At 52.5% G+C, this 25,848-nt stretch carries 23 protein-coding genes; 12 read left to right on the forward strand and 11 right to left on the reverse strand.

What is annotated here, in order from left to right; genetic code table 11:
- Position 1: 1 nt before the first annotated feature.
- From ftsQ to mutT, 7 genes are all read left to right on the forward strand, one after another.
- Entirely contained in the window at positions 2–832 is an 831-nt protein-coding gene (gene ftsQ, locus CHU32_RS16515) for a cell division protein FtsQ (protein ID WP_103678007.1), read from the forward strand.
- Entirely contained in the window at positions 832–2,094 is a 1,263-nt protein-coding gene (gene ftsA, locus CHU32_RS16520; protein WP_103678006.1) for a cell division protein FtsA, read from the forward strand. The genes ftsQ and ftsA overlap by 1 nt, the downstream gene beginning before the upstream one ends.
- Positions 2,095–2,157: 63 nt before the next feature.
- Positions 2,158–3,306 (forward strand): cell division protein FtsZ, encoded by a 1,149-nt coding sequence (gene ftsZ, locus CHU32_RS16525; RefSeq protein WP_103678005.1) that lies wholly within the window; start codon positions 2,158–2,160, stop codon positions 3,304–3,306.
- Positions 3,307–3,406: 100 nt separating this feature from the next.
- Positions 3,407–4,324 carry a UDP-3-O-acyl-N-acetylglucosamine deacetylase gene (lpxC, locus tag CHU32_RS16530; RefSeq protein WP_103678004.1) on the forward strand — a complete coding sequence of 306 codons (918 nt, stop codon included), beginning with the start codon at positions 3,407–3,409 and terminating at the stop codon, positions 4,322–4,324.
- A 254-nt stretch (positions 4,325–4,578) separates the two neighbouring features.
- Complete coding sequence (gene secM / locus CHU32_RS16535) at positions 4,579–5,079, forward strand: secA translation cis-regulator SecM (RefSeq protein WP_103678034.1); 501 nt, start codon at positions 4,579–4,581, stop codon at positions 5,077–5,079.
- A gap of 58 nt (positions 5,080–5,137) precedes the next feature.
- On the forward strand, positions 5,138–7,843 hold the full coding sequence (gene secA / locus CHU32_RS16540; protein ID WP_103678003.1) for a preprotein translocase subunit SecA: 2,706 nt from the start codon (positions 5,138–5,140) through the stop codon (positions 7,841–7,843).
- A gap of 58 nt (positions 7,844–7,901) precedes the next feature.
- Complete coding sequence (mutT, locus tag CHU32_RS16545; protein WP_103678002.1) at positions 7,902–8,294, forward strand: 8-oxo-dGTP diphosphatase MutT; 393 nt, start codon at positions 7,902–7,904, stop codon at positions 8,292–8,294.
- A gap of 141 nt (positions 8,295–8,435) precedes the next feature.
- On the opposite strand, the gene yacG is transcribed toward mutT, so the two are convergent.
- From yacG to coaE, 3 genes are read right to left on the reverse strand one after another with little or no spacing between them, the layout of a single operon-like run.
- The gene (gene yacG, locus CHU32_RS16550) at positions 8,436–8,630 is read right to left on the reverse strand and encodes a DNA gyrase inhibitor YacG (protein ID WP_103678001.1); all 195 of its coding nucleotides are present in this window, start codon (positions 8,628–8,630) and stop codon (positions 8,436–8,438) included.
- 9 nt (positions 8,631–8,639) lie between these two features.
- Complete coding sequence (gene zapD / locus CHU32_RS16555) at positions 8,640–9,386, reverse strand: cell division protein ZapD (protein ID WP_103678000.1); 747 nt, start codon at positions 9,384–9,386, stop codon at positions 8,640–8,642.
- A complete protein-coding gene (gene coaE / locus CHU32_RS16560; RefSeq protein ID WP_103677999.1) occupies positions 9,386–10,006 on the reverse strand; it encodes a dephospho-CoA kinase in 621 nt (206 codons plus the stop codon). Before coaE ends, zapD begins: the two co-directional genes overlap by 1 nt.
- A 223-nt stretch (positions 10,007–10,229) precedes the next feature.
- Between coaE and CHU32_RS16565 the strand changes: the two genes are divergently transcribed.
- The gene (locus CHU32_RS16565) at positions 10,230–11,273 is read left to right on the forward strand and encodes a GMP reductase (protein ID WP_103677998.1); all 1,044 of its coding nucleotides are present in this window, start codon (positions 10,230–10,232) and stop codon (positions 11,271–11,273) included.
- 29 nt (positions 11,274–11,302) lie between these two features.
- Here CHU32_RS16565 and hofC read toward each other — a convergent pair whose 3' ends face one another.
- The 4 genes from hofC to nadC form a co-directional block, all read right to left on the reverse strand.
- Positions 11,303–12,505 carry a protein transport protein HofC gene (gene hofC / locus CHU32_RS16570; protein ID WP_103677997.1) on the reverse strand — a complete coding sequence of 401 codons (1,203 nt, stop codon included), beginning with the start codon at positions 12,503–12,505 and terminating at the stop codon, positions 11,303–11,305.
- The gene (gene gspE / locus CHU32_RS16575) at positions 12,495–13,880 is read right to left on the reverse strand and encodes a type II secretion system protein GspE (protein ID WP_103677996.1); all 1,386 of its coding nucleotides are present in this window, start codon (positions 13,878–13,880) and stop codon (positions 12,495–12,497) included. Before gspE ends, hofC begins: the two co-directional genes overlap by 11 nt.
- 12 nt (positions 13,881–13,892) lie before the next feature.
- On the reverse strand, positions 13,893–14,330 hold the full coding sequence (gene ppdD, locus CHU32_RS16580) for a prepilin peptidase-dependent pilin (protein WP_103677995.1): 438 nt from the start codon (positions 14,328–14,330) through the stop codon (positions 13,893–13,895).
- Between the two features lie 176 nt (positions 14,331–14,506).
- On the reverse strand, positions 14,507–15,400 hold the full coding sequence (nadC, locus tag CHU32_RS16585; RefSeq protein WP_103678033.1) for a carboxylating nicotinate-nucleotide diphosphorylase: 894 nt from the start codon (positions 15,398–15,400) through the stop codon (positions 14,507–14,509).
- A gap of 87 nt (positions 15,401–15,487) precedes the next feature.
- On the opposite strand from nadC, the gene ampD reads away from it, so the two are divergent.
- Both ampD and ampE read left to right on the forward strand, forming a co-directional pair.
- On the forward strand, positions 15,488–16,051 hold the full coding sequence (gene ampD, locus CHU32_RS16590; RefSeq protein WP_103677994.1) for a 1,6-anhydro-N-acetylmuramyl-L-alanine amidase AmpD: 564 nt from the start codon (positions 15,488–15,490) through the stop codon (positions 16,049–16,051).
- Complete coding sequence (gene ampE, locus CHU32_RS16595) at positions 16,048–16,902, forward strand: beta-lactamase regulator AmpE (RefSeq protein ID WP_103677993.1); 855 nt, start codon at positions 16,048–16,050, stop codon at positions 16,900–16,902. Before ampD ends, ampE begins: the two co-directional genes overlap by 4 nt.
- Before the next feature lie 19 nt (positions 16,903–16,921).
- Here ampE and CHU32_RS16600 read toward each other — a convergent pair whose 3' ends face one another.
- From CHU32_RS16600 to aroP, 4 genes are all read right to left on the reverse strand, one after another.
- Positions 16,922–17,665 carry a hypothetical protein gene (locus CHU32_RS16600; RefSeq protein WP_133159280.1) on the reverse strand — a complete coding sequence of 248 codons (744 nt, stop codon included), beginning with the start codon at positions 17,663–17,665 and terminating at the stop codon, positions 16,922–16,924.
- Between the two features lie 167 nt (positions 17,666–17,832).
- Positions 17,833–18,783, reverse strand: a complete 951-nt coding sequence (locus CHU32_RS16605; protein WP_103677991.1) for a glycoside hydrolase family 43 protein — start codon at positions 18,781–18,783, stop codon at positions 17,833–17,835.
- A complete protein-coding gene (locus CHU32_RS16610; RefSeq protein WP_103677990.1) occupies positions 18,783–20,189 on the reverse strand; it encodes a glycoside-pentoside-hexuronide (GPH):cation symporter in 1,407 nt (468 codons plus the stop codon). Before CHU32_RS16610 ends, CHU32_RS16605 begins: the two co-directional genes overlap by 1 nt.
- Positions 20,190–20,345: 156 nt before the next feature.
- Positions 20,346–21,716, reverse strand: coding sequence for an aromatic amino acid transporter AroP (gene aroP, locus CHU32_RS16615; RefSeq protein ID WP_103677989.1), 1,371 nt, complete (start codon positions 21,714–21,716; stop codon positions 20,346–20,348).
- Positions 21,717–22,245: 529 nt separating this feature from the next.
- On the opposite strand from aroP, the gene pdhR reads away from it, so the two are divergent.
- Both pdhR and aceE read left to right on the forward strand, forming a co-directional pair.
- Positions 22,246–23,010, forward strand: coding sequence for a pyruvate dehydrogenase complex transcriptional repressor PdhR (gene pdhR / locus CHU32_RS16620; RefSeq protein ID WP_103677988.1), 765 nt, complete (start codon positions 22,246–22,248; stop codon positions 23,008–23,010).
- Between the two features lie 164 nt (positions 23,011–23,174).
- Positions 23,175–25,838: a pyruvate dehydrogenase (acetyl-transferring), homodimeric type gene (aceE, locus tag CHU32_RS16625; RefSeq protein ID WP_103677987.1), complete on the forward strand. Its 2,664-nt coding sequence runs from the start codon at positions 23,175–23,177 to the stop codon at positions 25,836–25,838.
- Positions 25,839–25,848: the final 10 nt, after the last annotated feature.

The raw sequence follows: 25,848 nt of genomic DNA on the forward strand, positions 1-25,848 counted from the left end.
TATGTCGCAGGCTGCGCTGAACACGCGAAACCGCGAAGAGGAAGTGGCTTCTTCTTCCCGGCGAAATAATGGAACACGTCTGGCGGGCATTATTTTCCTGCTGGCGGTGCTGTGTACCGTGTTAATTAGCGGCTGGATGATATTGGGCTGGATGGACGATGCGCAGCGTTTACCGCTTTCAAAACTGGTGGTAACTGGCGATCGCCATTACACACGTAATGACGATATTCGCCAGTCTATTCTGGCACTTGGCGCGCCGGGCACGTTTATGACGCAGGACGTCAATATTATTCAGAGCCAGATTGAACGGCTGCCGTGGATTAAACAGGCCAGCGTAAGAAAACAGTGGCCAGACGAATTAAAGATTCATCTGGTTGAATATGTGCCGATAGCACGATGGAATGATCAGCATATGGTCGATGCTGAGGGTAATTCTTTCAGCGTGCCTTCCGATCGCACCAGCAAGAATAATTTGCCGATGCTCTCAGGTCCTGAAGGAAGCGAAAATGAAGTACTACAAGGCTATCGCGATATGGGGAAGGTGCTGGCAAAGGACAAATTCACGTTAAAAATGGCGGCCATGACCGCGCGCCGTTCCTGGCAATTAACGCTTAATAATGATATCAGGCTTAATTTGGGACGCGGTGATACGATGAAACGTCTGGAGCGCTTTATAGAACTGTATCCAGTTTTACAACAGCAAGCGCAGACCGATGGCAAACGGATTAGCTACGTTGATTTGCGCTATGACTCGGGCGCGGCGGTCGGTTGGGTACCGGCACCGACTGAGGAACCTAATCAACAACAGAATCAGGCACAGGCAGAGCAATAATGATCAAGGCGACGGACAGAAAACTGGTAGTTGGACTGGAGATTGGCACCGCAAAGGTGGCCGCTTTAGTAGGGGAGGTTCTGCCCGACGGTATGGTCAATATCATAGGCGTGGGCAGTTGCCCGTCGCGTGGTATGGATAAAGGCGGGGTAAACGATCTTGAATCGGTAGTAAAATGCGTGCAGCGCGCTATCGATCAGGCTGAATTAATGGCTGACTGCCAAATCTCCTCGGTTTATCTGGCGCTTTCAGGTAAACATATTAGTTGTCAAAATGAAATTGGCATGGTGCCGATTTCAGAAGAAGAAGTAACGCAGGAAGACGTCGAAAACGTCGTGCATACGGCGAAATCGGTGCGAGTGCGTGATGAACATCGCGTACTGCATGTCATTCCTCAGGAATATGCCATTGATTACCAGGAAGGGATTAAAAACCCGGTAGGTCTGTCAGGCGTGCGTATGCAGGCAAAAGTGCACTTGATCACCTGTCACAACGATATGGCGAAAAATATTGTTAAAGCTGTGGAACGTTGTGGTCTTAAAGTTGACCAACTGATTTTTGCCGGCCTGGCGTCCAGTTATTCGGTACTGACAGAAGATGAACGTGAGCTGGGTGTCTGTGTCGTAGACATCGGCGGTGGTACAATGGATATCGCTGTTTATACAGGCGGAGCGCTGCGTCATACCAAAGTGATCCCGTATGCCGGGAATGTGGTCACCAGCGATATCGCTTACGCCTTCGGTACGCCACCGAGTGATGCCGAGGCAATTAAAGTACGTCATGGCTGTGCATTTGGCTCCATTGTCGGTAAAGACGAGAGCGTAGAGGTGCCAAGCGTAGGTGGACGTCCACCGCGCAGCCTGCAACGCCAGACGCTGGCAGAGGTTATCGAACCGCGATATACCGAGCTGCTCAATCTGGTTAACGAAGAAATTTTGCAATTGCAGGAGATGCTGCGCGAAAAAGGGGTGAAACATCACCTGGCAGCAGGCATTGTATTAACCGGCGGCGCGGCGCAAATTGAAGGTCTGGCGGCCTGTGCGCAACGCGTATTTCACACGCAGGTGCGTATTGGCGCACCGCTGAATATTACCGGTCTGACAGATTATGCTCAGGAGCCGTATTATTCCACGGCGGTGGGGCTGCTTCACTACGGGAAAGAATCCCACTTAAATGGTGAAGCGGAAGTTGAAAAGCGCGTAACGGCATCTGTTGGCTCGTGGATTAAACGGCTTAATAGTTGGCTACGAAAAGAATTTTGATTTTTTTAAGAGAACGCAGAAAATTAGCGATCTCAGGCGACAGGCACAACGGAGAGAGAAATTATGTTTGAACCTATGGAACTGACCAACGACGCGGTGATTAAAGTCATCGGCGTCGGTGGCGGCGGTGGCAATGCCGTCGAACATATGGTGCGTGAGCGCATCGAAGGTGTTGAATTCTTCGCAGTAAATACCGACGCACAGGCCCTGCGTAAAACGGCGGTCGGACAGACGATTCAGATCGGCGGTGGTATCACCAAAGGTCTGGGCGCTGGCGCTAACCCAGAAGTGGGTCGCAATGCGGCTGATGAAGACCGCGAAGCCTTGCGTGCTGCCCTTGATGGGGCTGACATGGTCTTTATTGCCGCCGGTATGGGTGGCGGTACCGGGACCGGTGCTGCGCCTGTGGTAGCGGAAGTTGCAAAAGATCTCGGTATCCTGACCGTTGCTGTCGTGACTAAGCCTTTCAACTTTGAAGGCAAGAAGCGTATGGCATTCGCGGAGCAGGGTATCACTGAGCTGTCCAAACACGTGGACTCTCTGATCACTATCCCGAACGACAAACTGCTGAAAGTGCTGGGTCGCGGTATCTCCCTGCTGGATGCGTTTGGCGCAGCGAACGACGTGCTGAAAGGCGCGGTGCAGGGTATCGCTGAACTGATTACCCGTCCGGGCCTGATGAACGTCGACTTTGCCGACGTGCGCACTGTCATGTCCGAAATGGGCTACGCAATGATGGGTTCAGGCGTGGCGAGCGGTGAAGACCGTGCGGAAGAAGCGGCTGAAATGGCTATCTCTTCTCCGCTGCTGGAAGATATCGATCTTTCTGGCGCACGTGGCGTTCTGGTCAACATTACGGCGGGCTTCGACCTGCGTCTGGATGAGTTCGAAACGGTCGGTAACACCATCCGTGCGTTTGCTTCAGATAATGCGACCGTGGTTATCGGTACTTCGCTGGACCCGGACATGAACGACGAACTGCGCGTAACTGTGGTTGCGACCGGTATCGGCATGGACAAGCGTCCTGAAATTACCCTGGTCACTAATAAACAGACGCAACAACCTGTGTTGGATCGTTATCAGCAACACGGCATGGCTCCGCTGACGCAGGAACAGAAGCCGGTAGCGAAGGTGGTTAACGACAACACCTCTCAGGCAAAAGAGCCGGATTATTTGGATATTCCTGCCTTTTTGCGTAAACAAGCCGATTAAGAATTGGCTGGAAGTTGGGCATCTTAGCTCTTTGTGCTAAACTGCTCGCCCGAATGTATAGTACACTTCGGTTGGATAGGTAATTTGGCGAGATAATACGATGATCAAACAAAGGACATTAAAACGTATCGTTCAGGCGACTGGCGTCGGTTTGCATACCGGCAAAAAAGTCACCCTGACGTTGCGCCCTGCGCCGGCAAATACCGGGGTCATCTATCGTCGCACCGACTTGAATCCACCGGTAGATTTTCCGGCCGATGCCAAATCTGTGCGTGATACCATGCTCTGTACTTGCCTGGTTAATGAGCATGACGTGCGGATTTCAACGGTAGAGCACCTGAACGCCGCATTAGCTGGCCTGGGTATCGACAACATTATTATTGAAGTTGACGCGCCTGAAGTGCCAATTATGGACGGCAGTGCCGCACCGTTCGTTTACCTGCTGTTAGACGCAGGCATCGACGAGCTGAACTGTGCGAAGAAATTCGTTCGCATTAAAGAGACAGTTCGCGTTGAAGATGGCGATAAATGGGCTGAATTCAAACCGTATAATGGTTTTTCGCTGGACTTTACCATCGATTTTAACCATCCGGCGATCGATTCCAGCAACCAGCGCTACGCGATGAACTTCTCGGCAGACGCCTTTATGCGTCAGATCAGCCGTGCACGTACTTTCGGTTTTATGCGTGATATCGAATACCTGCAGTCCCGTGGTTTGTGCCTGGGCGGTAGCTTCGATTGTGCCATCGTTGTTGACGATTATCGCGTATTGAACGATGACGGCCTGCGTTTTGAAGACGAATTTGTTCGTCATAAAATGCTGGATGCTATCGGCGACCTGTTCATGTGTGGTCACAATATTATTGGCGCGTTTACCGCCTATAAATCAGGCCATGCACTGAATAACAAACTGCTACAGGCGGTCCTGGCAAAACAGGAAGCCTGGGAATATGTCACCTTTGAAGACGACGCAGAACTGCCGCTGGCATTCAAAGCGCCTTCTCTGGTTCTGGCATAACGCTCTAAAATTCGACTGGTTAACCTGGCACCCTCTCCGTCCAGGGAGACCAGTCGTTTTCTTTTCTGCTGTTCCTGATATTTTCGCTTAACCTTTTCTCCTTCGCCTGTTGTCTGATTGCCGTTTTCTTAAGCTGTTTATCGCTTTTCCAGGCTTTATTACTACTGCCGGGCCAGGGCATTAATGGTAATATCATTGCAGGATATAAATAGTAAGCGCCAGGCGCTTATAGATTTTAAAGACGGGTGGTTTACGTGAGTGGGTTACTGACGCGCTGGCGACAGCTAGGCAGACGATATTTCTGGCCGCATCTCCTGTTGGGGATTGTTGCGGCTGGTTTCGGCTTGCCCGCGCTCTGTAATACTGAACCCGCTTTGCCAGCAAAAGCGACGGCCAGCAGCCACGATCGTCCTTCAAGCGTTAATTTTACCCAACTGGCACTGCTGGAGGCGAATCGTCGTCCCTCGTTTGCGGTAGATTACTGGCATCAACATGCCATTCGCACCGTTATCCGCCATCTTTCTTTTGCCATGGCTCCGCAGGTACTGCCGGTTGCCGAAAAGCCTCTTTCGCTGAAAGCACACCACATCGCGCTTCTTAACACCCTCAGCGCGATGCTGACTCAGGAAAGTAAACCGCCGGTCATAACCCGTCAGATTGCCGTTGCTTCTTTCGTCCCTCACCCCGCTTTTAGCGCCTGTGTCTGGATTAGCCAGGCGCAGGGCATCCGCGCCGGACCTCAACGCCTTAGCTGAATCAGTCTTCTTTCATCTAATTTTTGACTCCGCATCGCGGGGCGTTTGAGATTTTATTATGCTAATCAAATTATTAACTAAAGTTTTCGGCAGTCGTAACGATCGTACCCTGCGCCGTATGCGCAAAGCGGTAAACCTGATTAACAGCATGGAACCGGAAATGGAAAAGCTCTCTGATGCAGAGCTGAAAGCCAAAACCGAAGAGTTCCGCACGCGCCTTGCAAAAGGTGCTACCGTCGAAAGCCTGATCCCGGAAGCTTTTGCTGTGGTTCGTGAAGCCAGTAAACGCGTGTTTGGCATGCGCCACTTTGACGTGCAGCTGCTTGGCGGGATGGTGTTGAACGAACGTTGCATCGCGGAAATGCGTACCGGTGAAGGTAAAACCCTGACCGCAACGCTGCCCGCCTATGTCAACGCGCTGTCAGGTAAAGGTGTTCACGTCGTGACCGTCAACGATTACCTGGCACAGCGTGACGCGGAAAATAACCGTCCGCTGTTTGAATTCCTTGGCATGACCGTAGGTATTAACATGTCTGGCCTGCCAGCGCCGGCCAAACGTGAGGCTTATGCGGCAGATATCACTTACGGGACTAACAACGAATACGGCTTTGATTATCTGCGTGACAACATGGCTTTCAGCCCGGAAGAGCGCGTACAGCGTAAACTGCACTATGCGTTAGTGGATGAGGTGGACTCCATCCTGATCGATGAGGCGCGTACACCGCTTATCATCTCTGGTCCGGCAGAAGACAGCTCAGAAATGTACAAGCAGATGAATAAAATCATCCCGCATCTGATCCGTCAGGAAAAAGAAGATTCCGACACTTTCCAGGGCGAGGGGCACTTCTCCGTGGACGAAAAAGCGCGTCAGGTTAACTTAACCGAGCGTGGTCTGGTACTGATCGAAGAGCTGCTGGTTAAAGAAGGCATGATGGAAGAGGGCGAATCGCTTTACTCGCCGGGCAACATCATGATGATGCACCATGTCACCGCTGCGCTGCGCGCCCATGCGCTGTTTACCCGCGACGTTGACTATATCGTTAAAGATGGTGAAGTCATCATCGTTGACGAACATACCGGCCGTACCATGCAGGGTCGCCGCTGGTCAGACGGTTTGCATCAGGCGGTAGAAGCCAAAGAAGGCGTGGAAATCCAGAATGAAAACCAGACGCTGGCCTCTATTACCTTCCAGAACTATTTCCGTCTGTATGAAAAACTGGCCGGTATGACCGGTACTGCGGATACTGAAGCATTCGAGTTCAGCTCCATCTATAAACTGGATACCGTCGTTGTGCCAACGAACCGTCCAATGATCCGTAAGGATATGGCGGATCTGGTGTATATGACCGAAGCGGAAAAAATCCAGGCGATCATTGAAGATATTAAAGAGCGTACGGCGAAAGGTCAGCCGGTGCTGGTGGGGACTATCTCGATTGAAAAATCAGAGGTGGTGTCGAACGAGCTGGTGAAAGCGGGCATTAAACATAACGTACTGAACGCTAAATTCCACGCCAGTGAAGCAGATATCGTGGCGCAGGCAGGCTACCCGGCCGCCGTGACCATTGCCACTAACATGGCGGGTCGTGGTACTGACATCGTGCTGGGCGGTAGCTGGCAGGCAGAGGTTGCCGCGCTGGAAGAGCCGACAGCGGAACAAATTGCCCAGATCAAAGCGGACTGGCAGGTGCGTCACGAAGCGGTGCTGGCTTCCGGCGGTCTGCATATCATCGGTACCGAACGCCATGAATCGCGTCGTATTGATAACCAGCTACGCGGTCGTTCCGGTCGTCAGGGGGATGCGGGTTCTTCTCGTTTCTATCTGTCGATGGAAGATGCCCTGATGCGTATTTTTGCCTCCGACCGTGTGGCCGGAATGATGCGCAAGCTGGGCATGAAACCGGGCGAAGCTATTGAGCATCCGTGGGTAACCAAAGCGATTGCCAATGCGCAGCGTAAAGTGGAAAGCCGTAACTTTGATATTCGTAAGCAGCTCCTCGAATATGATGATGTGGCAAACGATCAGCGCCGCGCCATCTACACCCAGCGTAACGAGCTACTGGATGTCTCTGACGTTAGCGAAACCATTAATAGCATCCGTGAAGATGTGTTCAAAGCGACCATTGATAATCACATCCCGCCACAGTCGCTGGAAGAGATGTGGGATATTCCTGGTCTGCAAGAGCGACTGAAAAACGATTTCGACCTCGAACTGCCGATTTCTGAATGGCTGGATAAAGAGCCGGAGCTGCATGAAGAGACCCTGCGTGAGCGTATTCTCGCCAGCGCGATTGAGGTCTACCAGCGTAAGGAAGAGGTCGTTGGCGCGGAAATGATGCGTCATTTCGAAAAAGGCGTCATGCTGCAAACGCTCGACTCCCTGTGGAAAGAGCATCTGGCCGCCATGGACTATCTGCGTCAGGGTATCCATCTGCGTGGTTATGCGCAGAAAGATCCGAAGCAGGAGTACAAGCGTGAATCCTTCTCAATGTTTGCTGCGATGCTGGAATCGCTGAAATATGAAGTGATTAGCACCCTGAGCAAAGTACAGGTGCGGATGCCGGAAGAAGTGGAAGAGATGGAGCAGCAGCGCCGCGAGGAAGCTGAACGTCTGGCGCAGATGCAGCAGCTTAGCCACCAGGACGATCACACCGCCGCGGCACAAGCGATTGCGGAGCAAACCGGCGAGCGTAAAGTCGGGCGTAACGATCCGTGCCCATGCGGTTCGGGTAAAAAATACAAACAGTGCCACGGCCGTCTGAGCTGAGGTCTGGAGTCAACGCAAAAGGCGCAGATTTCTGCGCCTTTTTTATGGGGCTAATTAAATGAAAAAACTGCAAATTGCCGTTGGCATTATTCGCAATCCACAAAACGAGATTTTTATTACCCGGCGTGCGGCTGACGCCCATATGGCTAATAAACTGGAGTTCCCCGGCGGGAAAATCGAAGCCAGTGAAACCCCGGAGCAGGCGCTGATCCGTGAGTTGCAGGAAGAAGTTGGCATTACGCCTTGCGAGGCAACGTTATTTGAGAAGCTGGAATACGCATTCCCGGACCGCCACATCACGCTCTGGTTCTGGCTGGTGGAACGTTGGGAAGGAGATCCGTGGGGTAAAGAGGGGCAGCCGGGTCGCTGGATTGCGGTCAGCGAGCTTAATGCCGACGCGTTCCCGCCAGCCAATGAACCCGTGATCGCAAAGCTGATAAAGAGGTTCTGACGTCGGCTTATAGCGTCACAATCTGACCGGCGGCGCTACACTTGCACGGGCCTACGATCGTACCCGCCTTATTGTTGTAATATAACGATGCTGGCCGGGTAACGTGAAGCCGCCACCCGGCAATGTGGCACAATAATAACCTTACGGTTTCTCTTCGCTCCAGTCATCGCTGTCCGACAGATCGCCTGCGCTCGGTATACGCTTCTCTTCTGCAGCCCACTCACCAAGGTCGATAAGCTGGCAGCGCTTGCTGCAAAACGGGCGAAATGGACTGGTTTGATCCCAGATTACGGCTTTACCGCAGGTGGGGCAGTTAACCACGGTGGCATCAGACATGCTTTCTCCTTAGCAACAAGCCAGTTCGAAGTCGAGACGGTCGGGGATTTGACCATTTTCACTATCGAGTGGTAAAAAACGGATTGCGAAACGGCTTTTATGCCCGGAAATTTGCGGATAGAGCTGATCGCTCATCGGCAATTGCAGACGTAATAAATCGGCATCTTCGCCGTTATCCTGATAAAAGCCATGCAGGCTGGTCTGTTTACGGAAAGGTGCTGAATTGCGGACCAGGTCCATAATTAATGACAGTGCTTGTTGAAGCGGTTGCAGACTGGTGAGCCATTGCTCTGTTTGCTGATCGCGCTGGACCTGCGGCAGATGAAGCCAGATGTGCAGGGTGGGTAAATCAAAACTACAACAGCCACCGGGAATACTCAGACGCTGGCGTACCAGACCTATAAGACGATCTTCGCGTAATAACTGACCCATGCGCGGAGCTGACATCAGGGTGCTGCTACAGGCTTTGAGCTGCTGGCGCAGGGCTTCGATACGATTTAAGTCTACGCCTGGCACGTCGGTCCAGGCTTGCAATTTTTTCTGCTGGCGTTCAAGTTCTTTTAACAGTTCCGTGCGGACTTCACCGCGCTCAAGTACGTCGAGCAGATCGCCGACGTTGCGAAAAAAATGTAACGCGCCTGCATGATCGGTCACCGGCAATGTGGCGGTCAGTTGCTCGATTAAAAACTCAATGCGCAACCAGGTGCGCATTTTTTCGTTGAGCGGATGTTCAAAAAGAATATGGGTATGGTGCATTACGGTTTTTCCTTTGAAACAGCCTGCGCCGCAAACTTCAGATACTGAGCGTGCAGACGGGCAACATCCGATGCTATCGCATCCGGTGCGCCGTTGTTATCAATGACGTCATCCGCCACGGCCAGACGCTCTTCGCGCGTTGCCTGAGCAGAGAGAATTTGTTCGGCATGTTCACGCGTCACGCCGTCACGCTGCATGGTTCTTTGTAGCTGCGTGTCGCGAGACACATCGACTACCAGAACACGATCGGCTTTCTCATAAAGCCGGTTTTCTACCAGGAGTGGCACAACCCACAGTACCCAGGGCGAGGTAGCCTGACGAATTTGACGCCGGGTTTCTTGCGCAATGAGCGGATGCAAGAGTGCGTTGAGCCACGATTTATCATCGGGATGAGCAAAAATACGTTCACGCAAAAGACGACGATTTAGCGTCCCCTCTGGCGTCAGGATCGACGAACCAAAACGTTCAGCTATGGTATTCAGCGCTGGCGTTCCGGGTTCGACAACCTGTCTGGCGATAATATCGGCATCAATGACGTTAACGCCCAGCAGGGAGAAGGCGTCCGCAACTGTACTTTTGCCGCTGCCGATGCCGCCCGTTAACGCTACCGTATACCTCATAAAAGCCAGTCCCGGAATAGATTGATATTCAAAATCAGAGGGTTAAAAAAAGCGAATTCATAGCGAGAGATAATAATTATTTTCTCACCGTTCACCAGGTAAATTTATAGGATTGTAGCGTAAAAAAAGAGAAAATCGCAGTCTTGCGCAGACATGATTAGTGCGTATGATAACGTCACTGGAGTTGCGCTTTTTCTATTGCCCTTAACCCCAGGAACCCTACATGCGTATCGAAGAAGATCTGAAGTTAGGATTTAAAGACGTTCTTATCCGCCCAAAACGCTCCACTCTTAAAAGCCGTTCTGAAGTTGAACTGGAACGCGAAATCACCTTTAAGCACTCCGGTCTGAGTTGGTCAGGCGTGCCGGTAATCGCAGCGAATATGGATACCGTGGGCACCTTCGGCATGGCAAAAGCGCTGGCGTCGTTTGGTATCCTTACGGCAGTGCATAAACACTACACCCCTGAAGACTGGAAAGGCTTTATTCAGAGCGTTTCTGAAGATGTGCTTAAACACGTTATGGTCTCAACGGGAACCTCCGACGCCGACTTTGAGAAAACCATTCAAATCCTTAATTTGCATCCGGCACTGAGCTTTATTTGTATTGATGTGGCGAATGGCTACTCCGAGCATTTTGTTCAGTTTGTCTCTAAAGCACGTGAGGCCTGGCCGAACAAAACCATCTGTGCGGGCAATGTGGTCACCGGTGAAATGTGTGAGGAGTTAATTCTCTCTGGTGCGGACATTGTTAAAGTTGGCATCGGCCCTGGCTCTGTTTGCACTACCCGCGTGAAAACGGGCGTTGGCTATCCACAGCTTTCGGCGGTCATTGAATGCGCCGATGCAGCGCACGGTCTTGGCGGACAAATCGTCAGCGACGGTGGCTGCACCATGCCTGGTGATGTCGCAAAAGCCTTCGGTGGCGGTGCTGATTTCGTCATGTTAGGCGGCATGCTGGCCGGACATGAAGAGAGCGGCGGAACCGTAGTCGAAGAGAACGGCGAGAAATTTATGCTGTTCTACGGTATGAGCTCCGAGTCGGCAATGAATCGCCATGTCGGTGGCGTCGCTGGTTATCGTGCCGCTGAAGGCAAAACAGTGAAACTACCTTTGCGTGGCCCGGTGGAAAATACGGCGCGTGATATCCTCGGCGGCCTGCGTTCAGCCTGTACCTATGTAGGTGCTTCGCGGCTGAAAGAATTAACCAAGCGCACGACGTTCATCCGCGTTCAGGAACAGGAAAACCGCGTTTTCAACAGCCTGTAATGACTCAGCGCTGGCGCAAGCCAGCGCGTTTATCCCATGCCGCTCATCGCGTCTCCCAGATGGAAAATGGGTAAATACATCGCCACCACCAGCGTACCGATAATGGCCCCGGTCACAATCAACAGCAACGGTTCCAGCAGCGTTGCCAGATTATCGGCTACCATTTGCGTTTTCTCGCTGTGATGGCGGGCAAGATTCTCCAGCATGGTATCCAGTGCGCCAGATACCTCCCCGGTTCTGATCAGTTGCAGACACAGCGGGCTAAACTCACCGCTACTTTTCAGCGCCTGCCAGATAGGTATGCCCTGCGTGATGTCCTGATGTGCCTGGCGTAAAACATGCTGCCAGTAAGGGCACTCCAGCGTTTCACCGGCGTTTTGTAAACCCTGCAAAAAAGCAATTCCTGCCCGCTGCGTCAGCGCCAGTACGCTGAAAATATGGCTAAGTTTTTGCCCACGGATCAGGCTGCCTGCGATCGGACATTTCAGCAGCCATTTTTGCCGCAGCATCAGCCAGCCGGTATGGTGGCGAAGTCTGTTGAGCACTATGATCAACAGTAATGTTACGCCGACAAGGCACCATCCCCATTGCTGAATAAAGCCAGCAAACGCCATCACTCCGCGCGTGAGGGCTGGGAGGGGCGTATTAAATGTCTGGTAAATCGCCGCAAATTCCGGCAAGACCCAACACACCATCGCCATGATGACGGCCAGCGCGAGCGACAAAATGATAATCGGATAGCGTAATGCTTTTCTGACTTTGGCCGCCAGGCGCTGCTGGTTTTCTTGCTGCTCCGCCAGATGAAAACAGCACTGTTCCAGTTGACCTGTGAGCTCTCCGGTGCGGATCATCGAAAGCCATAGCGGAGGAAACGCTTCTGGCCACTGTTTCAGAGCGAGAGAAAATGCCACGCCCTTTTCCAGTTCCTGACCTAATGATTCCAGTAATGCCTGCCACTGCTTAGCGGGCTGTTGCTGTGCCAGCAAATGTAGCCCATCAGGCAGCGTAAGTCCGGCGTGGAGAAGCGTAGCCAGTTGTCGAATAACATCACAGCCATGCCCGCTTCCCCACAGTGATGACCGTACTGCACAGCGTTTCAGCCCAATGGGCGTAAGATGTTGCTGCTGGAGTGCCAACAGTACCGCGGCTCGACTGATGTCCCATCTGACGCCCTGGCGTATTTCACCCTCATGGGTCAGCCCTCGCCACTGCCAGAGCTGCCTAATTTTCATAGGGTGTACCTAATACACGTAATAATTCTTCTACCGTCGTCAGACCCTGCTCCACCGCCAGACAACCATTTTCAAACAATGTGGTCATTCCGTCCCGGCGGGCCTGGGCGTGAATATCTTCAGTGCTAAGTTCACCGGCAATGGCCTGGCGCAGCTCGCCCTCAACGGGAAGTACCTCAAACAACGCGATGCGGCCATAAAATCCGTGATAACAATGGTCACAGCCGCCAGCGTGCCAGCGGGGCAGGGGACGCCGCCACAGAGAGGGTGGCACTGCAGTATGCTCACCATTTCGTGTCCGACAATGTGGACAGAGTTTGCGCACCAGGCGCTGGGCAACGACCAGCAGGAGAGAGGAAGAGAGCATCCAGCGTGCGACGCCCATTTGTTGCAAACGCACCAGCGCCTCGGTGGTGGAGTTGGTATGCAATGTTGAGAGTACCAGATGCCCGGTTTGGGCGGCTTTAATCGCAATTTCGGCGGTATCGCCATCGCGGATCTCGCCCACCATAATGATATCCGGGTCCTGACGAAGAAAGGCCCGGAGAACATTTTGAAAAGTCAGCCCGGCACGTGGGTTAATCTGCGTCTGGTTGATGCCTTCCAGCGGAATTTCTACCGGGTCTTCGACGCTACAAATATTAACCGCCGGCGTGTTGAGCGACTGAAGTGCGCTATAGAGCGTTACCGTTTTGCCGCTACCGGTAGGGCCGGTCACCAACAGCAGACCCTGTGGCCTTTTCAGCGCGCTGCTAAATGCTTTATGTTGGCATGCTGTCATACCCAGTTGCCGGATATCCAGCGTCTGTTCCACCTGATGCAGCAGACGCAGTACCACTTTCTCGCCATATTTGGCTGGCAATGTAGCAATGCGGAACGACACGGATTTTCCCGCCAGCTCCACGGTAAATTGTCCGTCCTGCGGGACGCGGCGCTCGGCAATATCGAGGTTACCCAGCACTTTTAAACGTGCGATAACGGTAGCAGTCTGTGCGAACGGGAGCGCGGTTAAAGGGTGTAGAACACCATCAACGCGCAGACGGACCCGCATGCGATCTGCAAGTGGCTCAAAGTGGATATCGGAAGCCCGCTGCAAAAGCGCCTGCTCCAGGGTTTGATTAAGTAATTCAACTGCCGTCCCGCTGCCTTTATTGACGGCTGGCAGATGGGTTTGCGTCGCCATGTGCAGATGCTGGTCCATTTTTTCCTGCGACCAGCATTCAATGTCGATTCGCTTTTGCGTGGCGAAGCGTAACGATTCCAGTAGCTGACTACCAGGTTCGCCGACAACAGCAATGTTGAGCATTTCATCGTCACTGTTTAATAACACCGCACCATAACGTTTGCATAAGGCGATAAGTTGTTCCCGTTTCATCACACTGTCTCCTTACTGTAGGTCGAAGCGGAAAACGTCTTCACAGGCTTGCTGGAGAGCACTGTCCTGCTGGATATTGCACACTCGCTGCCAGCCTGTTATGCCATTGGCATTGTCCCATCCCGGCGTCATTATTACGCTAAGGCCGTTGAGACTCTCCTGTCCGGTCAGCGTGACAATGCCCTGCGCCACGCGCATCTCAGATACGTAGCGGGTCGTGGTGGGTGAAGGAATGCCATTTTTCCCTCCATCACAATCGGCTAAACCGCCATGATCCAACGCGCAGAGTTCAATGGCGGTACGGTAGGGGATAAAGGTTTGTAGCATGTCGGTCAGTGCGGCTTTGCGTAGATAGTTCTGATAGGCGGGAATGCCGATGGCGCTAAGAATGGCAATGATGCCAATGACGACCATCAATTCAATAAGCGTAAAACCCTGCTGTCTGTTCATCATGTGCTCCCTGGTAAATACGGGCACTTTGGCAGCAGAAAAACGAACCGACGAGCGTTAAAAAATCAATCGTGAAGATGCCTTCCCGACATTTTAATGGTGTTGCACTGGCGTTGCAGTAAGTTGCGAGGCACGACGAAAAACGGACCCGCAGGTCCGTTTATAGATGCTGAAGATCAGCGAAAACGCATTGATAAATCCAGTGCACGAATGTGCTTGGTTAGCGCGCCAACAGAAATGAAATCCACGCCAGTTTCGGCAAATTCACGCAGTGTTTCATGGGTAACGTTGCCGGAGACTTCAAGCTGCGCTTGTCCACGGGTGCGCTTCACCGCTTCTCGCATCAGTTCGGTGGTGAAGTTATCGAGCATAATGATATCCGCACCCGCTTTTAGCGCCTGATCCAGTTCATCAAGGTTTTCGACCTCCACCTCAACTGGCACATCCGGATGCAGCCAGAATGCTTTCTCTACCGCCTGGCGTACGGAGCCGGAGGCGATGATATGATTTTCTTTTATCAAAAATGCGTCTGAAAGGCCCAGACGGTGGTTGGCACCGCCGCCGCACAACACCGCATACTTCAGGGCGGTACGCAGGCCCGGCAGTGTCTTACGCGTGTCGAGTAACTGCGTGTTTGTGCCTGCCAGCAGATCGACATAGCGGCGCACTTCGCTGGCCACGCCGGACAGCGTTTGCACAAAATTCAGCGCCGTCCGTTCGCCGGTGAGCAACACACGGGACGGGCCATCCAGTTCAAATAACGGCTGGTCTGCTACCACGCTATCGCCGTCCTCAACATGCCAGCTCACGCGAACGTCATCACCTGCAAGCTGGATAAATACCTCTTCAACCCAGCGCTTACCACAAAACACACCGGGTTCACGGGTGATCACCACCGCGTGAGAGCGGCTTTCTGGCGGTAACAACTGTGCGGTAATATCGTTATTTGCATCGACCTCGCCGCCTAAGTCTTCACGCAGCGCCTGCGCCACCGTGGCAGGGATGTCCAGAATAATACGTTGTAGAAGAGCGTCACGTCGATGGTCGGGGTTATAACGGCGTGCGGGCATGATAAAACTCCAAATTGGTAACCAGGCTTCGGGTTGAAACATGCTACTCTGAAGCGCATATTCGCACCACTAATAAGGAGATTCTGTATGTGTTTACACGAGGGCTGGCTGGCCGGGGCACGACGCGTTCTGTCCCCGCATTTCGATTGCCGCCCGGATGATGAAAATCCCTCGCTACTGGTGGTGCATAATATTAGCCTTCCTCCCGGTGAATTCGGTGGTCCGTGGATCGACGCGTTATTTACCGGCACCCTTGATCCGCATGCGCATCCATTTTTTGCCGATATTGCGCATCTGCGCGTTTCTGCCCATTGTCTTATTCGTCGCGATGGAGAAATCGTGCAGTATGTTCCTTTTACTAAACGGGCCTGGCATGCTGGTGTTTCTTGCTATCACGGTCGCGAGCGCTGCAACGACTTTTCAATCGGTATTGAACTGGAGGGGACAGATATCCAGCCGTACACCGATGCACAATATCAGCAACTGGCGACGATAACGCGTGCATTAATTGAGCTTTATCCGGCAATCGCCGACAATATGACCGGCCACAGCGATATTGCCCCCGGACGTAAAACCGATCCTGGCTCCGCATTTGATTGGGTGCGGTTTCGGGCGCTGGTTAGCGCCACGTCAAAAAAGGAGATGCCATGACGCTTTTTACCCTGCTATTGGTATTGGTTGCCGAGCGCTTATTTAAGCTGGGAGAACACTGGCAGCTCGATCACCGGCTGGAGGTTTTGTTCCGCCGTGTTCATCGTTTCTCTATGGCGCGAACGGTGCTGATGACCATAGCCATTATGCTGGTAGCATTTCTGCTACTACGCGCTCTGTATGGTTTGTTTTTTAACGTACCGCTGCTGGTCGCATGGCTCCTGCTGGGCCTGCTGTGTATTGGCGCGGGCAGGGTACGTCTACAATACCATGCCTATCTCAAAGCCGCGGCCCGTGGTGACAGCCATGCGCGTGATACCATGGCCAGCGAGCTTACGTTAATTCACGGCGTACCGCCTGGCTGCGATGAGCGTGAGTACCTGCGTGAGCTGCAAAATGCGCTTTTGTGGATTAACTTTCGTTTCTATCTGGCCCCGCTGTTCTGGTTTATTGTCGGTGGTGTATGGGGGCCAGTGACGCTGGTGGGCTATGCCTTTCTGCGCGCCTGGCAGTCGTGGCTGGCGCGCTACCAGACGCCGCATCACCGTCTGCAATCGGGCATTGATTTTATTCTTCACGTTCTGGACTGGGTGCCAGTGCGCCTGGTCGGGGTCATCTACGCCCTGATTGGACATGGGGAAAAAGCGCTCCCCGCATGGTTTGCCTCGTTGGGCGATCGTCATTCCTCGCAGTATCAGGTTTTAACGCGCCTGGCGCAGTTCTCACTCGCGCGCGAGCCACATATCGATCGGGTCGAGACGCCGAAAGCCGCCGTCTCTATGGCGAAGAAAACCTCGTTTGTACTGGTCGTCATTGTGGCGCTGCTGACCATTTACGGCACGCTGATTTAACTCGCGTGCCGCGCTTAGGTTACAGCGTATCCGCAGGCGGAATGCCGAAGTCTGGCATTCCCCGTCCAATATATTTTAGTGTTGAGAAGTCAGGAATTAGCGATGCCGCATCAGGATCATTAAAGGCAACCCAATTGTTCATAATAAGTACTTTTCCGTATGCAAGGTAAAATGAATAAGTCTCATCCGGGTAAGCATACGGCCCGTTAAGCCATAGGGGTAACAACTCTTCCGTTGAATATCCATGATCGCCTGAAAATAAATAGCGTGCGCTGAAAACCATCTCATGTAGACAGGCGGTGATTAAAAATGTCGATAACGAAGGGCTTACCCTGGTAAAACCAACCATTTCGCTAGAGAATAATTCACCGGAATTACTGTATACGGGCGGATCGTCAAAATACGTCGAATCGTCGTTAATAGAGGTTTTGCAGCACCAGTTATCTTGATTTTCAAAGAAAAATTGTAGTGATTTTCCGCCGTCAGTTAATTGAATTTGCTCCACTCCGGCCAGACAATCCTGAGCCTGAAAAAGGCGTGGTATTTTGCCTGGCATATGATCTATATCAGGATTAGGGCATGGCCAGTTGCCTGCGAATTGGTATAAACGGCGTAAAGGGAATGGTAGCCAGACAGGAATATCTTCATCTCGTAAACCATACTCAGGTAAACGCGGCCCGCACAAGGAGATGATAAAATGCTCAAGGTCAGAGATGTTTTTAAGAGCGCCTGAAATGCGCCTCTCTGAGGATCGATAGTCCATTATATATACTCTGTGCGGTTCAATAGTAACCATCTATAAACTATATCATTTAGAATGTATGTTTATTGCACGGACTGACACTATATTGTTCTCTATCATAAAATTTGCTCCTGCCATACTACTGACCATTTACGGCACGCTGATTTAAGTAGCGTGCCGCGCTTACCTTACAGCGTATCCGCAGGCGGAATGCCGAAGTCTGGCATGCCGTTTTCCTGCCAGTGAATATGCTTCAGGCGGGTATGGCGATTCGGATCGTACAGCGGATCGCCCTCAATCTCCGTGTAGTTGCGGGCATGATAGACCAGCACGTCCTGACCGTCGGGCGTGCGGGTAAAACTGTTATGCCCCGGTCCGTACTGGCGATTTTCATAACTGGTACGGAAGACTGGCTGGGGTGATTTATGCCAGTTTTTAGGATCGAGCGGGTCGGCCTCCAGCGCGATCCACAGGAGTCCCATGCAGTAGTTCTCGTCGGTTGCGCTGGCAGAATAGCTGACAAAAAGTTTATCGCCGTGGACGAGCGGGGCGGGGCCTTCATTTACCAGAAAGCCACGACATTCCCAGTCAAACTCAGGGCGGCTTATCATCACCGGCTCACCTTTCAGCGTCCACGGGTTTTCCAGCTCTGCCAGGTAGAGGTTAGAATTTCCAGGAATATCCGGCGCTTTTTGCGCCCACAGATACCACTGTTTACCCTGGTGCTTAAACGTGGTGGCATCAAGCGCGAAGGTATCAAAGGGCGTCATGACCTGACCTTTCTCACGCCATTCGCCGGTTAGCGGGTCAGCGTCAGCACATTCCAGCACAAACATACGGTGCTGGAACATACCGAGATTATCCAGTGCCTGGGTGTGGGCAGCGGCAAAGTAGATGTACCATTTCCCGGCGATCCTGTGCAGCTCGGGTGCCCAGATAAGCTCACTCATCGGGCCGGTATCTGGCTTGCGCCACACCGTAACGGGCCGGGCCTCAGGCAATGCTTCAAGCGTGGCGGCGCGGCGAATCTCCAGACGGTCATATTCCGGGACCGAGGCGATAAAATAATAATCCCCCTCATGGTGGAGAATAAAAGGATCGGCGCGCTGTTCAATAAATGGATTGGGCCAGTTTTTCATCAGGCATTCCTTGTTTTTTCCGTTGATGGCAGTTCCTGATAATCATTCAGTTCACGGTAATTGACGCGCCGTTTTTCCAGATCGGTCTGGATTTGCTGCATAAATTCGCGGTTCACTTTTAACAGGCGAACCACGCCTGCGGTGATCAAATAACCCACGCCAGGAATGACGGTAAACAACAGCACAATACCGTTGACTGCCGTTGCGCTTTGCGCTTTCGCGCCCGCATCATAGCCGTACCAGGAGAGTAGAAAACCCACCATCGCGCCGGCGATGGCCAACCCGACCTTCAGGAAAAACAGATTGCCGGAGAAGCTGATACCGGTAATGCGTTTACCGGTTTTCCACTCACCGTAGTCATCCACGTCGGCCATCAGCGACCAGTGCAGGGGGGAAGGGATTTGATGCAGGATGTTGAGCAGGAAATAGAGCACGACAATAGTGACTGTGGCGTGCGGATCAAAAAAGTAAAAGGCGCAGGAGAAGATCGCCAGTGCGATATTGGTCCAGAAGAATACCTTCAGCTTACACCAGCGATCGGTGAGCACTTTCGCCAGCATGCTGCCGATCATCATCCCGACCACGCCAAGGCTGATAAACAACGTTGCAAAATGGGTGCTCTGGCCCATGACCCACGTTACGTAATACATGGTGGCGGCCATGCGGATGAAGCCGGGACAGACGTTACACAGCGTCAGCAGTAAAATGCGCACCCACTGATCGTTTTTCCATACGTCTTTGAGATCTTTTTTCAGTTCATCATTGGTCGGCACTGCCGGACGCACCCGCTCGCGAACCGTGGCGAAGCAAAACAGAAACATGCACATGCCAATAAATGCCAGCACGGTCATCGCCATCTGATAGCCTTTGGCTTTGTTTGCACCCCCGAACCAGTCCGCCATTGGCAGCAGCGTCAGCGACAGGAGTAACGTGGCGATGCCGACCATCACGAAACGATAAGACTGGCAGGCGACGCGTTCTTTTGGATCATTGGTGATGACGCTGCCCAGTGAGCAATAAGGAATATTAATGGCGGTGTACGTAATGGAAAGCAGGAAATAGGTGACAAACGCATAGATAACTTTGCTGCTGTAGCTCCACTCCGGGGTGGTAAACATCAGCACGCTAAAGAGCGCATAAGGAAACGCTATCCACAGCAACCAGGGGCGAAAACGGCCATATTTGCTTCGGGTCCGGTCGGCCAGTGCACCCATAATCGGATCGGTCACTGCATCTATTACCCGAATGGAAAGCAAAAGCACGCCGACCAGCGCCGGTGCAAGACCGAAAATATCCGTATAAAAGTAGTTAACAAACAACATAATGGCACCGAAGATGATGTTACATCCGGCGTCACCCATTCCGTAACCGATCTTCTCTTTCACTGACAGCTTAGTATTGTTCATTGCCAGACTCTCCCTTGTAGTAGAAGAGAATTATTTGCTGGCTACCGAATAAATGCGTTGCAGGATAGAGGCGCGGATATGGACAAAACGGCTCTGGGGAGGAAAATGTGAGGAAGGTAACACCCCTCACCCGGTCGGGTAAGGGGCTATTGAGCTTTAATGTACTTTAACGGTTCTGGCGCTTTTCTGTTTAAACAGATAGCCGATACCCAGCACGATAAGCCATACCGGGATCAGGTAAACGGAGATAGCCATCCCGTCCGTCATCAGCATAATCACCAGCACCGCGGCCATAAACAGCAGGCAGATCCAGTTGCCCAGCGGGTAGAAAAGCGCCGGGAAACGTGGTGTAACGCCCTGCTGATGTTTGGCGCGACGGAACTTAATATGCGCCAGGCTGATCATCGCCCAGTTGATCACCAGCGCAGAGACCACCAGTGCCATCAGCAGACCAAACGCGGATTCCGGTGCCAGATAGTTAATCAGCACGCATAAAGCCGTTACCAGCGCAGAGACCAGAATGGTGTTTACCGGCACGCCGCGTTTATCGACACGCATCAGCATTTTCGGCGCGTTGCCCTGCTGCGCGAGGCCGAACAGCATGCGGCTATTACAGTATACACAGCTGTTATAGACCGACAGCGCCGCCGTCAGTACCACCACATTCAATGCGTTGGCCACAAAAGTGTCGCCCAGCTCATGAAAAATGAGCACGAACGGGCTGGTATCTGCGGTGACGCGAGTCCACGGCAGCAGGGAAAGCAACACGGCCAGCGAACCAACGTAAAAAATCAGAATACGGTAAATAACCTGATTGGTCGCTTTCGGAATGCTTTGCTCCGGGTTATCGGCTTCTGCCGCGGTGATGCCAACCAGTTCCAGACCGCCAAAGGAGAACATAATAATGGCCATCATCATGACCAGCCCGTTAATGCCGTGCGGCAGGAACCCACCTTGCTCCCACAGGTTACGAACGGTCGCCTGCGGGCCGCCGTTGCCGCTGAACAGCAGCCAGCCGCCGAACAGGATCATCGCCACCACGGCAATGACTTTAATAATGGCGAACCAGAACTCCATCTCGCCAAACACTTTTACGTTGGTCAGGTTAATGGCGTTGATGGCAACAAAGAACACGGCCGCCGAAACCCAGGTCGGGATTTCCGGCCACCAGAACTGGATATACTTCCCGACCGCCGTCAGTTCTGCCATCGCCACCAGCACGTACAGCACCCAGTAGTTCCAGCCGGACGCAAAGCCCGCAAAACCGCCCCAGTATTTATAGGCAAAGTGGCTGAAGGAACCGGCTACCGGCTCTTCCACCACCATCTCGCCCAGCTGACGCATGATCAGAAAGGCAATAAACCCGGCGACGGCATAGCCCAGAATGATGCCGGGGCCAGCGGACTGAATTACGGACGCACTGCCCAGGAACAGCCCGGTACCGATGGCTCCCCCTAAAGCAATAAGCTGAATATGGCGGTTTTTTAGCCCGCGCTTCAGCTGGTCGCCATGCTGTTGACCTTCCATCTTGAAACCTCGTGAGTGATGTGGTTGACGCTGTTGTAAGTATGTAGTTCCGTTTTTTGTATTATTTTGTTTACGCAAGCGCTATCTGAATTATGTTCAGTACGCTTTTAACTGACACACAATAATGGTATGAGAAACGGAATGCACCTGCTTTATGCAGGGGCTCAGAACAGTTGAGTAAAAAGAAAGCATTTGTAAATTCTCCGCTTTTCCCGTCCTGCCTCCCTTAACTCGCATTAAATCACTATATTTGCATATTTATGCATTTTAACGATTGATGAATCGGTTCAGATATCCATAACTAAGGTTTCGCTAACGTTAAATCTACCTCGTTCTGAGTAAACACAACATTTGTGCAAAGTTACATTTCTGAAACGCTAAATCTGTAAGGTTGTTAAAATGTGACGTGTTTAATGATGTGAATCAAAACCTGTATAGACATAAGGTGAATACTTTGTTACTTTAGCGTCAAGAATATGAAATTGGTAAGACCAATTGACTTCGGGCAAAAGGCGTAAGACAGGGAACTATGGCCTACAGCAAAATCCGCCAACCTAAGCTATCCGATGTGATAGAGCAGCAGCTGGAGTTTCTCATCCTTGAGGGGACGCTTCGCCCCGGTGAAAAACTTCCGCCAGAACGCGAACTGGCAAAACAGTTCGACGTTTCCCGTCCCTCCTTGCGTGAGGCGATTCAACGTCTCGAAGGTAAGGGCCTGCTGCTGCGCCGTCAGGGTGGGGGAACCTTTGTACAGAGCCGCCTGTGGCAGAGTTTCAGCGATCCGCTGGTAGAACTGCTGTCCGACCATCCTGAATCCCAGTTCGACCTGCTGGAAACCCGTCACGCGCTGGAAGGCATTGCCGCTTATTACGCGGCGCTGCGCAGCAATGATGAAGATCGCGCGAGAATGAGCGAGCTGCATCAGGCCATCGAACGGGCACAGCAATCGGGGGATCTTGACGCCGAATCCGACGCTGTCGTCCAGTATCAAATTGCCGTTACAGAAGCGGCACACAACGTGGTTTTGCTTCATCTGCTACGCTGCATGGAGCCTATGCTGTCCCAGAACGTGCGCCAGAACTTTGAGTTGCTGTACGCGCGCCGGGAAATGCTCCCGCTGGTCAGCAACCATCGAACCACCGTTTTTGAAGCCATTATGGCCGGTGAGCCGGAACGCGCACGCGAAGCCTCGCATCGCCATCTGGCCTTTATTGAAGAGATTTTGCTCGACCGCAGCCGTGAACAGAGCCGTCGTGAACGCTCCATGCGCCGTCTTGAGCAACGCAAGAATTAGTGATTTTTCTGGCAGAACCTGAACCAGAAGATGTTGTACCAACAGCGCCAATACTTAGAGCGCGGCAACTAAACGCAGAACCTGTCTTATTGCGTTTTCCAGCGAAAATGCAATGGGACAGGTTCCAGATAAATCAACGTATTAGATAGATAAGGAATACCCCCATGTCAGAACGTCTCCAAAATGACGTGGATCCGATCGAAACTCGCGACTGGCAACAGGCGATCGAATCGGTCATCCGTGAAGAAGGTGTTGAGCGCGCTCAGTATCTGATTGATCAGCTGCTTTCTGAGGCTCGCAAAGGCGGCGTGAAAGTGGCGGCAGGTGCAGGGGCCAGCAACTATGTAAACACTATTGCCGTTGAAGACGAACCGGAATACCCGGGCAATCTGGAGCTGGAGCGTCGTATCCGTTCTGCTATCCGCTGGAACGCCATCATGACCGTTCTGCGCGCGTCGAAGAAAGATCTGGAGCTGGGCGGCCACATGGCATCCTTCCAGTCATCTGCGACCATCTACGAAGTGTGCTTTAACCACTTCTTCCGTGCACGCAGCGAAAAAGATGGCGGCGATCTGGTTTACTTCCAGGGCCACATCTCTCCGGGCGTTTACGCTCGCGCATTCCTCGAAGGTCGCCTGACCGAAGAGCAAATGAACAATTTCCGTCAGGAAGTTCACGGTAAAGGTCTGTCTTCTTATCCGCACCCGAAACTGATGCCGGAATTCTGGCAGTTCCCGACCGTGTCTATGGGTCTGGGGCCAATCGGTGCGATTTATCAGGCTAAATTCCTGAAATATCTGGAACACCGTGGCCTGAAAGACACCTCTGAACAAACCGTTTACGCGTTCCTCGGCGACGGCGAAATGGATGAGCCAGAATCTAAAGGTGCGATCACCATCGCCACCCGTGAGAAGCTGGACAATCTGTGCTTCATCATCAACTGTAACCTGCAACGCCTTGACGGCCCGGTAACCGGTAACGGCAAGATCATCAACGAACTGGAAGGCATCTTCGCGGGCGCTGGCTGGAACGTGATCAAAGTGATGTGGGGCGGTCGTTGGGATGAGCTGCTGCGTAATGACACCAGCGGTAAACTGATGCAGCTGATGGAAGAAACCGTTGACGGCGATTATCAGACCTTCAAATCCAAAGACGGTGCTTACGTTCGTGAACACTTCTTCGGCAAATATCCGGAAACGGCTGCCCTGGTAGCAGACTGGACTGATGAGCAGATTTGGGCGCTGAACCGTGGCGGTCACGATCCGAAGAAAGTGTACGCTGCACTGAAAAAAGCGCAGGAAACCAAAGGCAAAGCCACGGTTATCCTGGCCCATACCATTAAAGGTTACGGCATGGGCGATACCGCTGAAGGTAAAAACATCGCTCACCAGGTGAAAAAAATGAACATGGACGGCGTGCGTTATATCCGCGACCGCTTCAATGTTCCGGTTAGCGATGAGCAGGTTGAAAAACTCGCTTACCTGACCTTCCCGGAAGGCTCTGAAGAGCACACTTACCTGCACGCCCAGCGTCAGAAGCTGAATGGCTATCTGCCGACGCGTCAGCCTAAGTTCACCGAGAAGCTGGAACTGCCTGAGCTGGCGGACTTCAAACCGCTGCTGGAAGAGCAGAACAAAGAAATCTCCACCACTATCGCGTTCGTGCGTGCGCTGAACGTGATGCTGAAGAACAAGTCCATTAAAGACCGCCTCGTGCCGATCATCGCTGATGAAGCGCGTACCTTTGGTATGGAAGGTCTGTTCCGTCAGATTGGTATTTACAGCCCGAACGGCCAGCAGTACACCCCGCAGGACCGTGAGCAGGTTGCTTACTACAAAGAAGACGAGAAAGGCCAGATCCTCCAGGAAGGTATTAACGAACTGGGTGCAGGCGCATCCTGGCTGGCAGCGGCGACCTCTTACAGCACCAACAACCTGCCGATGATCCCGTTCTACATCTATTACTCGATGTTCGGTTTCCAGCGTATCGGCGATCTGTGCTGGCAGGCGGGCGATCAGCAGGCGCGCGGCTTCCTGGTCGGCGGCACCTCCGGTCGTACCACGCTTAACGGCGAAGGTTTGCAGCATGAAGATGGTCACAGCCACATTCAGTCGCTGACTATCCCGAACTGTATCTCCTACGACCCGGCTTACGCCTATGAAGTTGCCGTGATCATGCATGACGGTCTGGTGCGTATGTACGGTGAAGCGCAGGAAAACATTTACTACTACATCACCACCCTGAACGAAAACTACCACATGCCGGCCATGCCGGAAGGTGCTGAGGAAGGTATCCGTAAAGGTATCTACAAACTCGACACCCTTGAAGGTAGCAAAGGTAAAGTTCAGCTGCTGGGTTCCGGTTCTATCCTGCGTCACGTGCGTGAAGCGGCAGAGATCCTGGCGAAAGACTACGGCGTGGGTTCTGACGTCTATAGCGTCACTTCCTTCACTGAACTGGCGCGTGATGGTCAGGATTGTGAGCGCTGGAACATGCTGCACCCGATGGAAACCCCGCGCGTGCCGTACATCGCTCAGGTGATGAACGACGCACCGGCAGTGGCATCCACTGACTATATGAAACTGTTCGCCGAGCAGGTTCGTACTTATGTACCGGCTGATGATTACCGCGTACTGGGTACCGATGGCTTCGGTCGCTCCGACAGCCGTGAAAACCTGCGTCACCACTTCGAAGTTGATGCTTCCTATGTGGTTGTAGCAGCGCTGGGCGAACTGGCTAAACGTGGCGAAATCGATAAGAAAGTGGTTGCGGACGCAATTACCAAATTCAACATCGATGCAGAAAAAGTTAACCCGCGTCTGGCGTAAGAGGTAAAAG

The sequence above is a fragment of the Superficieibacter electus genome (assembly GCF_002915575.1).
Taxonomy (GTDB): domain Bacteria; phylum Pseudomonadota; class Gammaproteobacteria; order Enterobacterales; family Enterobacteriaceae; genus Superficieibacter; species Superficieibacter electus.

Excerpts from the sequence above, each read along its gene's own strand:
- ftsQ (WP_103678007.1), top strand. The coding sequence starts at position 2 with ATGTCGCAGGCTGCGCTGAACACGCGAAACCGCGAAGAGGAAGTGGCT.
- ftsA (WP_103678006.1), top strand. The coding sequence starts at position 832 with ATGATCAAGGCGACGGACAGAAAACTGGTAGTTGGACTGGAGATTGGC.
- ftsZ (WP_103678005.1), top strand. The coding sequence starts at position 2,158 with ATGTTTGAACCTATGGAACTGACCAACGACGCGGTGATTAAAGTCATC.
- lpxC (WP_103678004.1), top strand. The coding sequence starts at position 3,407 with ATGATCAAACAAAGGACATTAAAACGTATCGTTCAGGCGACTGGCGTC.
- secA (WP_103678003.1), top strand. The coding sequence starts at position 5,138 with ATGCTAATCAAATTATTAACTAAAGTTTTCGGCAGTCGTAACGATCGT.
- mutT (WP_103678002.1), top strand. The coding sequence starts at position 7,902 with ATGAAAAAACTGCAAATTGCCGTTGGCATTATTCGCAATCCACAAAAC.
- yacG (WP_103678001.1), bottom strand. The coding sequence starts at position 8,630 with ATGTCTGATGCCACCGTGGTTAACTGCCCCACCTGCGGTAAAGCCGTA.
- zapD (WP_103678000.1), bottom strand. The coding sequence starts at position 9,386 with ATGCACCATACCCATATTCTTTTTGAACATCCGCTCAACGAAAAAATG.
- coaE (WP_103677999.1), bottom strand. The coding sequence starts at position 10,006 with ATGAGGTATACGGTAGCGTTAACGGGCGGCATCGGCAGCGGCAAAAGT.
- CHU32_RS16565 (WP_103677998.1), top strand. The coding sequence starts at position 10,230 with ATGCGTATCGAAGAAGATCTGAAGTTAGGATTTAAAGACGTTCTTATC.
- hofC (WP_103677997.1), bottom strand. The coding sequence starts at position 12,505 with ATGAAAATTAGGCAGCTCTGGCAGTGGCGAGGGCTGACCCATGAGGGT.
- gspE (WP_103677996.1), bottom strand. The coding sequence starts at position 13,880 with ATGAAACGGGAACAACTTATCGCCTTATGCAAACGTTATGGTGCGGTG.
- ppdD (WP_103677995.1), bottom strand. The coding sequence starts at position 14,330 with ATGAACAGACAGCAGGGTTTTACGCTTATTGAATTGATGGTCGTCATT.
- nadC (WP_103678033.1), bottom strand. The coding sequence starts at position 15,400 with ATGCCCGCACGCCGTTATAACCCCGACCATCGACGTGACGCTCTTCTA.
- ampD (WP_103677994.1), top strand. The coding sequence starts at position 15,488 with ATGTGTTTACACGAGGGCTGGCTGGCCGGGGCACGACGCGTTCTGTCC.
- ampE (WP_103677993.1), top strand. The coding sequence starts at position 16,048 with ATGACGCTTTTTACCCTGCTATTGGTATTGGTTGCCGAGCGCTTATTT.
- CHU32_RS16600 (WP_133159280.1), bottom strand. The coding sequence starts at position 17,665 with ATGGACTATCGATCCTCAGAGAGGCGCATTTCAGGCGCTCTTAAAAAC.
- CHU32_RS16605 (WP_103677991.1), bottom strand. The coding sequence starts at position 18,783 with ATGAAAAACTGGCCCAATCCATTTATTGAACAGCGCGCCGATCCTTTT.
- CHU32_RS16610 (WP_103677990.1), bottom strand. The coding sequence starts at position 20,189 with ATGAACAATACTAAGCTGTCAGTGAAAGAGAAGATCGGTTACGGAATG.
- aroP (WP_103677989.1), bottom strand. The coding sequence starts at position 21,716 with ATGGAAGGTCAACAGCATGGCGACCAGCTGAAGCGCGGGCTAAAAAAC.
- pdhR (WP_103677988.1), top strand. The coding sequence starts at position 22,246 with ATGGCCTACAGCAAAATCCGCCAACCTAAGCTATCCGATGTGATAGAG.
- aceE (WP_103677987.1), top strand. The coding sequence starts at position 23,175 with ATGTCAGAACGTCTCCAAAATGACGTGGATCCGATCGAAACTCGCGAC.